Genomic DNA, 15049 nt, shown 5'->3' on the forward strand with positions numbered 1-15049 from the left:
TCCCCTCAGATCGCAACCAGGCGCACGCTGGCGCCCTCGCCGATGCCCAGGGCTTCGGCGGCTTGCTGGTTCAGAGTCACGGGCTTGCCCGGTACCCAATCGAGTTCGACAACGATGGCGCGGAAATCCTGCAACTGGCCGTTGGTCACCAGGTAACCGCGATTGCCCTTGCCGCCCTCGCCGATGCGCACCGGCACCTGGCGACTCTGGGCGATGGAACGGATGCCCGAGGTGCGCGCGTGCAGCGCCGGGCCGCCGTCGAAGATGTCGACGTAGTTGTCGGATTCGAAGCCGTCGCGCATCAGAATGTCGAAGGTGATCTGCGCGCGCGGATGCACCTGGCCCATGGCCTCCTGCGCGTCATCCGGCAGCAGCGGCACGTAGATCGGGTAATGCGGCATCAGTTCGGCGAGGAAGGTGCGGCTCTTCAGCCCCGAGAGCTTCTCGGCCTCGGTGTAGTCGAGGTCGAAGAAGTTGCGCCCGATGGCGTTCCAGAACGGCGACTGGCCCTGCTCGTCGCTGTAGCCGACGATCTCCACCACCACCGCGTCGGCGAAGCGCTCCGGATGGCTGGCCATGAACAGCAGGCGGCCACGGGAGTTGAGCTCGGCGATTGGCGTGTTCACCAGCTCGCGCTCGACGTAGAAGCTGGTCAGCAAGCTGTTGCCGGTGAGGTCGTGGCACAGCGAGAGGACGTGGATCTTGTTGTGGATCTTCAGCTCGCGGGAGGCGTGCACGAAGGTCTCGTTGCGGAAGCTGTAGAACGGTTCGGAGAAACCGGCCGAGGCGACGATGGCCGAGCAGCCGACCAGGCGGCCGGTGTCGGTGTCCTCGAGCACGAAGAAATAGCTCTCTTCACCGTTGAAGCTCACTTCGGCGGCGAACGAGGCCTCCGAAGCAAGGATCTTCTCGCGCAGGCGTTCCGCGTCGTCCGGCAGCGACGTGACGCCGACCGGGCTGTCCGCGGCGAGACGCTGCACTTGCTGCAGGTCGGCCACTTGGGCGGGGCGCATCACCAGCATGGCGTCACTCCTCTAACCAGACAAAATTCGTGATTGGCAGGCGCGACACAACCCGTGCCGCACTCATCAGGGCATTCGAAAGCACCAGCCGGGACGACCCGGCCGGTCAGGCGGCGAGGCGCGAGCCCCGCCGCTTCAGCGTAGCCGGGGGATCAGCCGCGGGTCAGCTTGGCGATGGCGCGCTCGAGGCGATCCAGGCCTTCGTCGATGTCGGCGTCCGGGATCACCAGGCTGGGGGCGAAACGCACCACGTCCGGGCCGGCCTGCAGGACCATCACGCCTTCCTTCTCGGCGGCGTTGAGCACGTCCTTGGCCTTGCCCTTGAAGGCGTCGTTGAGCACCGCGCCGATCAGCATGCCCATGCCGCGCACCTGAGTGAAGATGCCGTACTCGGCGGCGATCTTCTCCAGGCGGACCTTGAAGCGTTCGTGCTTGGCTTTCACGCCTTCGAGCACTTCCGGGGTGTTGATCACGTCGAAGGCGGCGCCAGCGACCGCACACGCCAGCGGGTTGCCGCCGTAGGTGGTGCCGTGGGTGCCGACGACCAGGTGCTCGGCGATCTTCGCGGTGGTCAGCATGGCGCCGATCGGGAAGCCGCCGCCCAGGCCCTTGGCGCTGGAGAGGATGTCCGGGTTCACGCCGTAGTACTGGTGGGCGTAGAGGTAGCCGATACGACCGAAGCCGCTCTGCACTTCATCGAAGATCAGCAGCGCGTTGTTCTCGTCGCACAGCTTGCGCACGCCTTCCAGGTACGCCTTGTCGGCCGGCAGCACGCCGCTCTCGCCCTGCACCGGCTCGATGATCACGGCGCAGGTCTTGTCGGAGATGGCTGCCTTGAGGGCTTCCAGGTCGTTGAACGGAATGTGGGTGATGCCTTCGACCTTCGGGCCGAAACCGTCGGAATACTTGGCCTGGCCGCCGACGTTGACGGTGAACAGGGTGCGCCCATGGAAGCTGTTGACCATCGAGATGATCTCGTACTTCTCGGGGCCATAGACGTCATGGGCATAGCGGCGTGCCAGTTTCAGCGCGGCCTCGTTGGCCTCGGCGCCGGAGTTGGCGAAGAACACGCGCTCGGCGAAGGTGGCGTCGATCAGCTTCTTGGCCAGGCGCAGGGCCGGCTCGTTGGTGAACACGTTGGAGACGTGCCAGATCTTGCCGGCCTGCTCGGTCAGCGCCTGCATCAGCGCCGGGTGGGTGTGACCCAGCGAGCTCACCGCGATACCGCCCGCGAAGTCCACCAGCTCTCGGCCGCTCTGATCCCAGACTCGCGAGCCTTCGCCACGCACCGGAATGAAGGCAGCCGGCGAATAGTTGGGAACCATGACCTGGTCGAAGTCGGAGCGTTGGACCTGAGCTTGCGGAGCGGACATCGGTGTTCTCCTGCCTGGTGAGGCGGCTATCGATGAATGGATTGTAGGGACGATCAGCGGGCCGGCATTGCCGCCATGCGACAACTTGTTATAGCGCCAACCCGCGAATTGCCGAGGCTTACGGAAATGCGACAGAAAGCGTCGGGAAGGCGCAGTGTAAGGCTTGCGGACTGCTGCGGGTACAAGAGGGCGTGGAATTTGTTCGCACGGCGAACGAACGGTCAGGAATAAGACAGAGAGGGTAATTCTGTAGGAGCGAGCTTGCTCGCGAACCGCATGACGCCGACGTATCCGGCGAGAGAGTCGTAGGGCGCATAACGCGCCAGCGTTATCCGCCGTGCCCGGAACGGCGGATAACCTGTTCCAGGTTATTCGCCCTACGGCGCTACAGACTGAGCCGTCAACCGCGCTCGGCGACCACCGGAGCGGCTTCGGCGGCGCCCTGGCCGCGGCGCTGGTTGCGGTCTTCGCGCGGGGTCACGCCGAAGAAGTTGCGGTAGGCGCTGGAGAAGTGCGGGCCGCTGGAGAAGCCGCAGGACAAGCCGATCTGGATGATCGACTTGCTCGTCTGCATGAGCATCTGCCGCGCACGGTTCAGGCGCAGCTCCAGGTAGTACTGGCTGGGCACGCGGGTCAGGTACTGCTTGAAGATGCGCCCCAGCTGGCGGCGCGAGACGCACACATGCTGGGCGATCTCGTCGGTGGTCAGCGGCTCCTCGATGTTCGCCTCCATCAGCAGCACCGCCTGGGTGAGCTTCGGGTGGCTGGAACCGAGGCGGTTCTTCAGCGGGATACGCTGGCGCTCGGAGCCTTCGCGGATGCGCTCCACCACCAGCTCTTCGGAAACCGCGCCCGCCAGTTCCGCACCATGGTCGCGGGACAGCACGGCCAGCAGCAGGTCGAGCACCGCCATGCCGCCGCAGGCGCTCAGGCGGTCGCGATCCCACTCGAACAGGTGATTGGTGGCGATGACCTTCGGGTAACGCTCGGTGAAGTCGTCGTGCCAGCGCCAGTGCACGGCGGCGCGGTAACCATCAAGCAGGCCCAGCTGCGCCAGCGGGTAGATGCCGGCAGACAGCGCGCCGATACTCACGCCACTGCGCGACAGCTGCTTGAGCGCGGCGCCCAGCGGCGCGGAGACCGTCTGGGGAATCTCGTCAGCGACCAGGAAAATACGCTGGCACTGTTCCAGCACACCGTTCCAGGACTGCCCCGGCAGGCGCCAGCCGTCCGCTTCGGCCACCGGCTCGGCACTCATGAACACTGGTTCGTAGAGCGCTTCAGGGTGCAGCCGGCGGGCGACCCGCAGGGCCTCCTCGGCCAGCGCGAGGGTCAGCGCCCGCGTGTGCGGCCAGAGCAGGAATCCGATGCGTTGTGCGGTCATGCGGCAGGTTCACCCAACGGTGCGAATAACAGACAGCTTACTTCAAGCTGCCGGAAAGGAACTGCTTGAGCCGTTCCGATTGCGGATTGGCGAGGACTTCCCTCGGGCAGCCCGTCTCTTCCACCAGGCCCTTGTGCAGGAACACCAGCTGGTTGGAGACCTCGCGGGCGAAGCCCATCTCATGGGTCACCACCACCATGGTGCGGCCTTCCTGGGCCAGGTCCTGCATGACCTTCAGCACTTCGCCAACCAGCTCGGGGTCGAGCGCCGAGGTCGGCTCGTCGAACAGCATCACTTCCGGCTCGACCGCAAGGGCACGGGCAATCGCCACGCGCTGCTGCTCGCCACCGGACATGTGTGCGGGATAGGCATCCTTGCGGTGCGCCACGCCGACTTTCGCCAGGTAGTGCTCGGCCTTCTCCAGCGCCTCTTTCTTCGACACGCCGAGCACATGGACCGGCGCTTCGATGACGTTCTCCAGGGCGCTCATGTGCGACCACAGGTTGAAGTGCTGGAACACCATCGACAGGCGCGAGCGCATGCGCTGCAGCTGCTTGGCGTCGGCGGCCTTGAGCGCACCGTCCTTGTTCGGGGTGAGCTTGAGCTCTTCGCCGTTGAGCAGGATCTTGCCGGCGTGGGGCTGCTCCAGCAGGTTGATGCAGCGCAGGAAGGTGCTCTTGCCCGAGCCGGAGGAGCCGATGATGCTGATCACATCGCCCGCCTTCGCCGCCATGGAGACGCCCTTGAGCACCTCATGGGTGCCGTAGCGCTTGTGCAGGTCCTGGATTTCAAGTTTGTACATGGTGTCGGTTCTCGAATTCAGTCGTTGATCAGCCGGCCCTTGCGGAACGGCTCACGCCCGGCCACCTTGGCCAGCCAAAGCCCTGGCTGGGCGTAGCGCCCACGCTCGATGGCGAACAGCACGCCGGAGGTCCCGGCGCGTACGGTGCTGACCTTGTCGTTCAGCGGGTCGACCACTTCGAACAGCGCGTCGCCCTTCTCCACCCACTCCCCCGCCTTGCGCAGGAAGCTCACGACACCGACGTGGGGCGCGTAGAGGTATTCGGTACCTTCGAAGGGCATGCCTTCGCAGCACTCGGCCGGGGCCGCCGGCCAGTCGCCAGCGATCAGACCCTGCTCGGCCAGGAAGCCGAGGATGGCTTCGCAATTGTCCTGCGCCTGGTCGACGCGGGTATCGCCTACGCCGCCCAGCTCGACGGTGGTCGCCAGGCACGCCAGCGGAATCGCCGCCTGCGGGAATGCTTGCGCCAGGCGCAGCCAGGGCAGCGAGCAGGACTCGTCGAAGGAACTGCCACCGGAGTCTTCGGCGAGCAGCGCCACGCCAGCCTTCAGGCGCGCGGCCAGGGACTTCCAGCGCGGCCAGTGCTGCGGGATCGCGTAGACATGGATGGCGGCGTCGAAGTCGCAGTGCAGGTCGAGTACGACCTCGGCATCACAGGCGTGGCGCAGCAGGATGCGCTGCATGCCCTGCAGCTCGGACGAGGCCGGCGGCAGCGCGTCGAGGCCGTCGCGCATGGCCTGGCGGATCAGCTCGACGTTGGCGGCTTCGTCAGCGCCCAGCTTTTCGCCGACACGCTCGGCAACCAGAGCGCTCAGCTCGACGAAATCGCGGTTGAAGTTCTTCCCGCTGGCGAATTCGAAACGGCCCAGATGACTGGCCTGCAGGGTCTGGCCCAGGCCGATGGGGTTGGCCACCGGCACCAGTTCGACAACGCAGTTCAGTTGCCCGCGCGACTCGAGGTCGGCCAGACGCTGCTTGAGTTCCCAGGCGGTGCGCATGCCCGGCAACTCGTCGGCGTGCAGGCTGGACTGGATGTAGACCTTGCGCGGGCCCTTGCCGTAGCGGAACACGCTCAGGCGGCGCTCACTGCCCAGGCTGCTCCACGGTAGCGGATGATCGATACGTTCCACGGTCTTTTCCTCAGTGCTTGCGCGGCGCGAGATAGGCCAGCCAGCGGCGCTCGGCCAGCTTGAACAGGCGCACCAGGGTGAAGGTCATGATCAGGTAGAAGATGCCGGCGGTAATGAACGCCTCGAACGGCAGGTAGTACTGCGAGTACACGGTGCGCGCGGCGCCGGTGATATCCACCAGGGTGACGATGGACGCCAGGCTGGTGGTCTGCAGCATCATGATCACTTCGTTGCTGTACTGCGGCAGCGCGCGGCGCAGCGCCGAGGGCAGCAGGATGCGGCGATACATCTTCAGGCGCGACATGCCCACGGCCTTGGCCGCTTCGATTTCGCCATGCGGCGTGGCGCGAATGCTGCCGGCGAGGATCTCGGCGGTGTAGGCGCTGGTGTTGATGGCGAACGCGGCGCAGGCGCAGAAGGTGGCGTTGGACAGCCACGGCCAGAGGAAGCTTTCGCGTACCACGGCGAACTGCGCCAGGCCGTAGTAGATAAGGAACAGCTGCACCAGCATCGGGGTGCCGCGGATCACGTAGGTGTAGAGCCAGGCGGGCAGGTTCACCGCCGGGTTCTTCGAACAACGCATCAGCGCCAGCGGCACCGCCGCGAGCAGGCCGAAGAACAGCGAGATGGCCAGCAGCTTGAGGGTCACCAGCAGGCCGCTGAAGTAGAGCGGCAGGCTGTCCCAGATGACGGAGAAGTCGAAGATCATGATCAGGCTCCCGGTCTCAAAGCTCGGCGACTTTCACGCCGACCGAATAGCGGCGTTCGAGCATGCGCAGCAGTACCAGGGAGACGGTGGTGACCACCAGGTACAGCGCCGCCACGGCGAGGAAATAGGTAAAGGGTTCGCGGGTGGCGTCCGAGGCTTGCTTGGCCTTGAACATCATGTCCTGCAGGCCGACCACGGAGATCAGCGCGGTGGCCTTGACCAGCACCAGCCAGTTGTTGGTGAAGCCCGGAATGGCCAGGCGGATCATCTGCGGCACCTGGATGCGGAAGAACACTTGCAGCGGGCTCATGCCATAGGCGAAGCCGGCCTCGCCCTGCCCTTTGGGGATCGCCATGAAGGCGCCACGGAAGGTTTCGGACAGGTAGGCGCCAAAGATGAAGCCCAGGGTGCCGACGCCAGAGGCGAACGGGTTGAGGTCGATGTAGTCGTCATAGCCGACCATCGGCGCGACCCAGTTCACCGCAGCCTGGCCGCCGTAGAAGATCAGCAGGATCAGCACTAGGTCCGGCACGCCACGGATCACGGTGGAATAGAGGTCGCCGCACCAGGCCAGCCACTTCACCGGCGACAGGCGGATGGCCGCGCCGAGCAGGCCCAACGCGATTGCCAGGGCCATCGACAGCAGGGACAGCTGAAGCGTCAGCCAGGCACCATCGACGATGGTGGCTCCGTAGCCATTGAGCATAATTTCCTACCTCATGAAACCGGACGCCGCCCGCAACGACACGGACGCTCAGGGCGAGCGCCATTGCAGGCTCACCCCCAATAAAAAAGTGGCACAAACTTCAGGGTCAGGCCTGGGTTTGCGCCACTTCCGGACGTGGATCAGTTCTCGCCGTAGACGTCGAACTTGAAGTACTTGTCCTGTACTTCCTTGTACTTGCCGTTGGCACGGATGCCGGCGATGGCCGCGTTGAATTTCTCGGCCAGGGCGGTATCGCCCTTGCGCACGGCGATGCCGGCGCCACCACCGAAGTACTTCGGATCGTTGTATTCCGGACCTACGAAGGCGTAGCCCTTGCCGGCGTCGGTTTTCAGGAAACCGTCGTCGAGGTTGACCGAGTCGGCCATGGTCGCATCGATGCGGCCGGAGACCAGGTCCATGTTGGCTTCGTTCTGCGAGTTGTAGCGCACCACTTCGATACCGGCCGGGGCCAGGACGTCGGTGGCGTAGCGGTCGTGGGTGGAGGCGCGCAGCACACCGACCTTCTTGCCCTTCAGGTCGACCAGCGGGTCATTCAGGGTCACGCCTGCCTTCATCACGAAGCGCGCAGGGGTGTGGTAGTACTTGTTGGTGAAGTCGACGGACTTCTTGCGCTCGTCGGTGATGGTCATCGACGAGAGGATGGCGTCGATCTTGCGAACCTTCAGCGCCGGGATCAGGCCATCGAACTCCTGCTCGACCCAGGTGCACTTGACCTTCATCTCTTCGCACAGGGCGTTGCCGATATCCACGTCGAAACCGGCGAGCTTGCCATCGGGCGTCTTGAAGGAGAAAGGCGGATAACCGGCTTCGATGCCGATGCGGACCGGCTTCTCGTCAGCGTGGGCAACCAGGGAAAGCGCGGACAGGGCCAGCGCACCGAGAAGTGCAAACTTCTTCATCAGTAACTCCTTCGAGGGTAGGACTTCGATTGGCAGGAGAAAGGGGTTGGCCCAGGCTGCCCGTGCAGAAGTGAAGGTTATTGTTCGTCTGCGCATTGCCGGCGCGATTCTTGTGAAAAGCGCGCCTACCGGGGTGAGCGGCATTCTAGCGACAGCCCCGAAGCGGTTATTTCTTCAATGCGACAACTAATTATAGAAGCGCCGGAGACAGAGCCCCGGCGGCTTGACGGCGCGGATTTTACGTGATCTTAAAGCGGGGAGTAAAACCTAATTTACTTGCAGTTATTGGGCCATAAACACCCATACCCTCACACTGCGCGGGGTGCGCGATATTGACTCATTCCGCACTGACAGAAAAGACACTCCCAAGCTGTGCGAATTGTTTCCTGACGCCTCATTTTGTCGCAGAGAAATGTTACCGGTGGGCAGGAAGCACACTGTAGGAGCGAGCTGGCGCGCGAACCGGATCGGCTCGGCGTCATGCGTTCGCGAGCAAGCTCGCTCCTACGAAAAGCCAAAACGCAGAAATGAAAACGCCCCGGCAAGCGGGGCGTTTTTCATGGAGCCGCAGATCAGGCCGCGCGCATGGCCTGGTGCGTGTCGATCAGGTGCTGTACCACACCAGGATCGGCCAGGGTGGAGATATCTCCCAGGGTGTCGTACTCGGCCGTGGCGATCTTGCGCAGTATGCGGCGCATGATCTTGCCCGAGCGGGTCTTCGGCAGGCCGGGCGCCCACTGGATCACGTCCGGGGTAGCGATCGGGCCGATCTCCTTGCGTACCCAGGCCTTGAGCTCCTGGCGCAATTGCTCGCTGGATTCCTCGCCGGCATTCAGGGTGACGTAGACATAGATGCCTTGTCCCTTGATGTCGTGCGGTACGCCAACCACCGCGGCTTCGGCGACTTTCGGGTGGGCGACCAGCGCGCTCTCGATCTCGGCGGTGCCCATGCGGTGGCCGGAGACGTTCAGCACGTCATCGACGCGACCGGTGATCCAGTAATAGCCGTCCTCGTCGCGACGAGCACCGTCGCCTGTGAAGTACATGCCCTTGAAGGTCTTGAAGTAGGTGTCCACGTAGCGGTCGTGGTCGCCGTAGAGGGTACGCGCCTGGCCCGGCCAGGAATCCAGGATCACCAGGTTGCCCTCGGTGGCCCCTTCCAGGATGTTGCCCAGGTTGTCCACCAGCGCCGGCACCACGCCGAAGAACGGCTTGGCGGCGGAGCCCGGCTTCAGGCCGTGGGCGCCCGGCAGCGGTGTCATCAGGCAGGCACCCGTTTCGGTCTGCCACCAGGTGTCGACGATCGGGCAGCGCGACTGGCCGACAGTCTCGTAGTACCACTGCCAGGCTTCCGGGTTGATCGGCTCGCCGACCGACCCCAGCAGGCGCAGGCTGGAGCCGTCGGCGCCTTCGACTGCCGCCTTTCCTTCGGCCATCATGGCGCGGATGGCGGTCGGTGCGGTGTAGAGGATGTTGACCTTGTGCTTGTCGACGATCTTCGCCACGCGGGAGATGTCCGGGTAGTTCGGCACACCCTCGAACAGCACGGTGGTCGCGCCGTTGGCCAGCGGGCCGTAGACGACATAGGTGTGGCCGGTGACCCAGCCGATGTCGGCGGTGCACCAGAAGACCTCGCCCGGACGGTAGTCGAACACGCGCTCATGGGTCAGCGAGGCGTAGACCAGATAGCCGCCGGTGGTGTGCAGCACGCCCTTGGGTTTACCGGTGGAGCCGGAGGTGTAGAGGATGAACAGCGGGTCCTCGGCGCCCATTTCCTTCGGCGCGCAGGTGGTGCCGGCGACCTTCATCAGGTCCTCGAACCACACGTCGCGGTGCTGGTTCCACTTGATGTTCGAACCGGTGCGCTTGCAGACGATGATCTTCTGCACGCTGTTGGTTTCCGGGTTGGTCAGCGCGTCGTCGACGTTGGCCTTGAGCGGGGTCTTCTTGCCGCCGCGCAGACCTTCGTCGGCGGTGATCACTACCTTGGAACGGCAGTCGATGATGCGCCCGGCCAGTGCTTCGGGGGAGAAGCCGCCGAATACCACGGAGTGGATCGCACCGATGCGGGCGCAGGCCAGCATGGCGACCACGGCTTCCGGGATCATCGGCATGTAGATGGTCACCACGTCGCCACGGTGCACGTCCTGGCCACGCAGGGCGTTGGCGAACTTGCAGACCTGCTCGTGCAGTTCGCGGTAGGTGATTTCCTTGTGCTCGGAAGGATCGTCGCCTTCCCAGATGATGGCGAGTTGGTCGCCGCGCTCGGCCAGGTGACGGTCGAGGCAGTTGTAGGAGAGGTTCAGGGTGCCGTCGGCAAACCACTTGATGTCGACGTGATGGTCGTCGAACGAGGTCTGCTTGACCTTGGTGAACGGCTTGATCCAGTCGATGCGCTGGGCCTGTTCGCGCCAGAAGCCGTCGGGGTTGACCACCGACTGCTGGTACAGCTTCTTGTAGGTGGCCTCGTCGGTCAGAGTGGTCGCGGCCACTTCGGGACGCACGGGGTACACGGATGCCGCTGTCATGGCGTTTTACCTCGGTGAAGAGTGTTGTTTTTGTTGCCCTAAGTTGTAACGGCGACACCCTTCCCCGAACCATACGACCATGGTCTTACCAATCCTTAGTCGTAGTGATGGGCCCCATAACTCCTACTGCCATGGGGCCGCGACAACCTGTCACATGCCCAGCGCGTGCGGCAGCGCCAGCGAGATGTAGGGCACGTAGGTCACCAGGATCAGGAACAGCAGCAGGATCATCAGCCACGGCAGCGCGGCGCGGATGGTCGAGCCCAGCGGCAGGCCGGTGACCGCCGAGGTGACGAACAGGTTGAGCCCCACTGGCGGGTGCACCAGGCCGATCTCCATGTTCACCACCATGACTATCCCCAGGTGGATCGGGTCGATCCCCAGGCGCATGGCGATGGGGAAGAAGATCGGCGCCAGGATCAGCACGATGGCCGACGGCTCCATGAAGCTGCCGGCTACCAGCAGCACGATGTTGACCATCAGCAGGAAGCCGATTGGCGTCAGCCCCTCCTGCATCACCCACTCGGTGATCTGCTGGGGAATCTGCTCGGTGGTCAGCACGTGGGCGAAGAGCATGGCGTTGGCGATGATGAACATCAGCATGATGCTCAGCCGCCCCGACTCCACCAGCACCTTGGGGCAGTCGCGCAGGCGCATGTCCTTGTAGACGAACAGCGCGACGAAGGCCGAGTAGACCGCCGCCACCGCCGCCGCCTCGGTCGGCGTGAACAGCCCGGAGTAGATGCCGCCGAGGATGATCACCAGCAGCAGCAACCCCCAGCCGGCACGGCGTGCAGCGGACAGCCATTCGCGCAGGCTGGCGCGCGGTTGCGCCGGGAGATTCTTCACCCGCGCGACGATGTAGATCACCACCATCAGGATCACGCCCAGCAGCAGGCCCGGCACCACGCCGGCGACGAACAGCTTGCCCACCGAAGTCTCGGTGGCGGCGGAGTACACCACCATGACGATCGACGGCGGGATCAGGATGCCCAGGGTCCCGGCGTTGCAGATGATCCCGGCGCCGAACTCGCGCGGGTAGCCCGAGCGCACCATCCCAGCCACGGCAATCGAACCCACCGCCGCCACCGTTGCCGGCGACGAACCAGACAACGCGGCGAACAGCATGCACGCCAGCACTGCGGCAATCGCCAGGCCGCCACGGATGTGGCCGACGCAGGCGTTGGCGAAATCGATCAGCCGGCGCGCCACGCCACCGGTGGTCATGAAGGCGCCGGAGAGCAGGAAGAACGGAATCGCCAGCAGCGTGTAGGCCTCGGAGGTCTCGAACAGCTTGATCGCCAGCGAGCGCACCGAGTCCGGGCTGAACAGCAGGATCGTCAGCGCCCCGGAAAGCCCCAGGGAAATGGCGATGGGCACGCCGATGAACATGAAGACGAACAGCAGGAGGAACAGCATCATCACGGTCATGGACGATTCTCCGCGGCTTCTTCGCCAGCCAGTTTCGAGGCCTCCGCAGCCTCGTCGGCAAGGCCCAGGCCGAGCTGGCGGCCGCGCAACAGGTTGACGAGGATTTCCAGGTAACGCAGGAGCACCAGGCCGAAGCCGACGGGCACGATCACCGCGATGTAGGCCTGGAGGATGCCGAAGTGGTCGAGGTCTTCGGCGCCGATGCCGGCGATGAACAACGTCTTCACCCAGTCGAAGCTCGCGACCATGAACAGCCCGGCATAACCCAGGCAGCAGAGGCAGGCGAGCACACCGATGAACCGCTGCAGCGGACGCGGCGCCAGCTTCACCAGCGCATCCACGCCCAGGTGGCCGGCGGTGCGCACGCCATAAGCGATGCCGAAGAAGATCAGCCAGCCGAACAGCGCCTTGGTCAGGGCGTTGCTCCAGGACATGTCCTGGGCGACGCCGAGGATGGCGTCACCGATGGCGTAAAACACTCCTTGCAGCGAGGGCACGCGGTCGCCCAGGTCATAGAACAGGGTGAAGACGTTGGTCATCACCACGTAGACGAAGGTCACCAGCGTCATGGCCGCCAGCAGGAAGGCGATGGCGCCCTCCTCGAAGTGGTTCCAGACGCGCACGAGTCGATTCATGGAAAAGGCTCCAGAAAGCCCCGCCATCCGGCGGAGCCGGACGGATCAATGGGGGCGGTTGGAGGCTTCGGCGGCCTGGAGAAAATCGGCGCCGACGTTGTCGCGGAATTTCTGCCACACCGGCTGCATCGCCTCGCGCCAATCGGCGCGCTGCTGCGCGGTAAGCGTGTGGATCTCGCTGCCGCCGCTGGCGAGGATGCGCTGGCGGGCGTCACGGTTCAGGCGCTCGGCTTCCAGGTTCACCTGCACGGTGACCTCGGCCATGATCTTCTGCAGCTGGGCGCGGATGTCCCGCGGCAGGCCATTCCAGAAGGTCGCGTTGGTGATCACCATGTAATCCACCAGCCCATGGTTGGACTCGGTGAAGTACTTCTGCACCTCGTTGACCTTCTGGCTCTCGTAGTTCGACCAGGTGTTCTCGGTGCCATTCACCACACCGGTCTGCAGGCCCTGGTAGACCTCGGCGAAGGACATCTTGCGGGAGATGGCGCGTAGCGTGCGGAACTGCTCGTTGAGCACATCCGAGGCCTGCACGCGGAACTTCAGCCCCCGCGCATCGCCCGGCTCCAGCAACAAGCGGTTGGCCGACAGCTGCTTCATCCCGTTGTGCCAGTAGGCCAGGCCAAGGATGCCCTTGCCCTGCATGCTGGTCAGCAGGCTCTGGCCCTGCGGGCTGCGCTGGAAATTGTCGACAGCCTGGATGTCGTCGAAGAGGAATGGCAGGTCGAATATCTGCACCTTCTTGGTGTACTGCTCGAACTTGGCCAGAGACGGCGCGAGCATCTGCACGTCACCCAGCAGCAGTGCTTCCATCTCCTTGCCGTCGCCGAACAGCGAGGAGTTCGGGTAGACCTCCACGCGCACCCGGCCGGGCAGGCGCTCTTCGGCCAGGCGCTTGAACATCAGCGCACCCTGCCCCTTGGGCGTGTTCTCCGCGACCACGTGGGCGAACTTGATCACTATGGGTTCATGGATAGTCGGATCATTGGCAGTTTGCGGTTCATCGGCAGCCTGCGTGGCAGTAGCGCAGGCCAACGCCAGGACGGCGAGCATCGCCCGCCCCATGGTTCCAAACATCGCGTCACCCTCAATTTGTTCTTGTGCTTGCGAGGTGAGCCTGGCGGCAGGCTCGCAGGGAGACTGACGTAAATGTTGGCGTTCGGAGAATTCATCTTTTCCCAAAGCAGCGTTCGCCAGAGCGGAACGCAAAAAGCAAAAAGAGGCGCCCGGCAGATGCCGGGCGCGAAAAGATTCAGAAGCTCAAGTCTGCGAGATGACGCGTCAGCCGGTTACCCGCGTCCGGTGGTCGAGCATCATCCGCTCGTGCTCTTCGAGCATGCCCGGCACGCAGTCACGGAGGAACTCCACCCAGGTACGGATTTTCGCATCGAGGTACTGACGCGACGGATACAGCGCGTAGACGTTGAGGTGGAACAGGCTGTAGTCCGGCAGCACGCGCACCAGGCTGCCGTCCTTCAGGCCCTGCACGGCGGAGTACACCGGCAGCGCACCGATGCCCATGCCGGCGCGTACCGCTTCGGTCATCGCGTCAGCGGTGTTGACCTGGAAGTGGCTATGGTTGATGCCGACCATTTCCTGGCCGTCGGGACCATCGAACAGCCACTTGTCCAGCGACATCACCGAATTCACCAGGCGCAGGCAGCGGTGATCGGTGAGTTCTGCGAGCTTCTTGGGCATGCCGTGCCGCGCCACGTACTCGGGGGATGCGCAGAGCACGCTGTAGGTCTTGCCGATGCGCTTGGAAACGAAGCCCGAATCCGGCAGCTCCTGGGCGATGACCACGGAGATGTCGTAGCCCTCGTCGAGGATGTCGGTGATACGGTTGGCCAGCGTCAGGTCGAAGGTGACCTCCGGATAGATCTCGCAGTATTGCGAGATTGCGCGGATCAGGTAGTGCTGGCCGATACCGGTCATGGCATGCACCTTCACCTTGCCGTGGGGCCGGGCGTGGGCGTCGCCCGCCTCGGCCTCGGCCTCCTCGATGTAGCCGAGGATCTGCTGGCAGCGCTGCAGGTAGCGCTGGCCGGCTTCGGTGAGCGCGATGCGGCGGGTGGTGCGGTGCAACAGTCGGGTGCGCAGGTGCGCTTCGAGTTTGGCCACCGTCCGCGAAACGTAGGCGGTGGTGAGGTCCATGCGCTGGGCGGCGGCAGTGAAGCTGCCGGTCTCGGCGACACAGACGAAAGCACGCATGTTGTGCAGCAGGTCCATCATTTCTCCTGAAGAGCCTGTCCCGGCGCCACGGCGGGCGGCCTCTGCAACGGCGCTCGACCGAGCAACGCCTTGTTACAGATTCATGACAGGCGGCGAATTGTCGCACAGGTGCGGCGCAGGGATTATTGTACTTTCAGGTAACAATAATTCGCCCATCCGTCAGCTTATCCTGCCCCC

13 protein-coding genes are annotated in these 15049 nt (G+C 64.3%); all 13 read right to left on the reverse strand.

What is annotated here, in order from left to right:
- Nucleotides 1-5: 5 nt before the first annotated feature.
- A complete protein-coding gene (gene aruF / locus PNI01S_RS04075; RefSeq protein WP_054907242.1) occupies nt 6-1022 on the reverse strand; it encodes an arginine/ornithine succinyltransferase subunit alpha in 1017 nt (338 codons plus the stop codon).
- A 152-nt stretch (nt 1023-1174) separates the two neighbouring features.
- Nucleotides 1175-2395: an aspartate aminotransferase family protein gene (locus PNI01S_RS04080; protein ID WP_045210109.1), complete on the reverse strand. Its 1221-nt coding sequence runs from the start codon at nt 2393-2395 to the stop codon at nt 1175-1177.
- A gap of 400 nt (nt 2396-2795) precedes the next feature.
- Nucleotides 2796-3779, reverse strand: a complete 984-nt coding sequence (gene argR, locus PNI01S_RS04085) for a transcriptional regulator ArgR (protein WP_084357471.1) — start codon at nt 3777-3779, stop codon at nt 2796-2798.
- Nucleotides 3780-3816: 37 nt separating this feature from the next.
- Nucleotides 3817-4581, reverse strand: a complete 765-nt coding sequence (gene aotP, locus PNI01S_RS04090; RefSeq protein WP_024766334.1) for an arginine/ornithine transport ATP-binding protein AotP — start codon at nt 4579-4581, stop codon at nt 3817-3819.
- A gap of 17 nt (nt 4582-4598) precedes the next feature.
- Nucleotides 4599-5711 carry a succinylglutamate desuccinylase/aspartoacylase family protein gene (locus tag PNI01S_RS04095; protein WP_084357472.1) on the reverse strand — a complete coding sequence of 371 codons (1113 nt, stop codon included), beginning with the start codon at nt 5709-5711 and terminating at the stop codon, nt 4599-4601.
- Nucleotides 5712-5721: 10 nt separating this feature from the next.
- Nucleotides 5722-6420, reverse strand: a complete 699-nt coding sequence (locus PNI01S_RS04100) for an ABC transporter permease (protein WP_084357473.1) — start codon at nt 6418-6420, stop codon at nt 5722-5724.
- Nucleotides 6421-6436: 16 nt separating this feature from the next.
- On the reverse strand, nt 6437-7126 hold the full coding sequence (locus tag PNI01S_RS04105; protein WP_017517951.1) for an ABC transporter permease: 690 nt from the start codon (nt 7124-7126) through the stop codon (nt 6437-6439).
- A gap of 140 nt (nt 7127-7266) precedes the next feature.
- Nucleotides 7267-8046 (reverse strand): ABC transporter substrate-binding protein, encoded by a 780-nt coding sequence (locus PNI01S_RS04110; protein WP_084357474.1) that lies wholly within the window; start codon nt 8044-8046, stop codon nt 7267-7269.
- 572 nt (nt 8047-8618) lie between these two features.
- Nucleotides 8619-10574, reverse strand: coding sequence for an acetate--CoA ligase (gene acs, locus PNI01S_RS04115; protein ID WP_065327875.1), 1956 nt, complete (start codon nt 10572-10574; stop codon nt 8619-8621).
- Nucleotides 10575-10724: 150 nt separating this feature from the next.
- Entirely contained in the window at nt 10725-12005 is a 1281-nt protein-coding gene (dctM, locus tag PNI01S_RS04120) for a C4-dicarboxylate TRAP transporter large permease protein DctM (protein WP_037016050.1), read from the reverse strand.
- On the reverse strand, nt 12002-12640 hold the full coding sequence (locus tag PNI01S_RS04125; protein WP_065327876.1) for a TRAP transporter small permease: 639 nt from the start codon (nt 12638-12640) through the stop codon (nt 12002-12004). Before PNI01S_RS04125 ends, dctM begins: the two co-directional genes overlap by 4 nt.
- A gap of 45 nt (nt 12641-12685) precedes the next feature.
- Nucleotides 12686-13717 (reverse strand): TRAP transporter substrate-binding protein, encoded by a 1032-nt coding sequence (locus PNI01S_RS04130; RefSeq protein ID WP_024766327.1) that lies wholly within the window; start codon nt 13715-13717, stop codon nt 12686-12688.
- Nucleotides 13718-13921: 204 nt separating this feature from the next.
- A complete protein-coding gene (locus tag PNI01S_RS04135) occupies nt 13922-14869 on the reverse strand; it encodes a LysR family transcriptional regulator (RefSeq protein ID WP_024766326.1) in 948 nt (315 codons plus the stop codon).
- Nucleotides 14870-15049: the final 180 nt, after the last annotated feature.

The sequence above is a fragment of the Pseudomonas nitroreducens NBRC 12694 genome, assembly GCF_002091755.1.
In the GTDB taxonomy this organism is placed as follows: domain Bacteria; phylum Pseudomonadota; class Gammaproteobacteria; order Pseudomonadales; family Pseudomonadaceae; genus Pseudomonas; species Pseudomonas nitroreducens.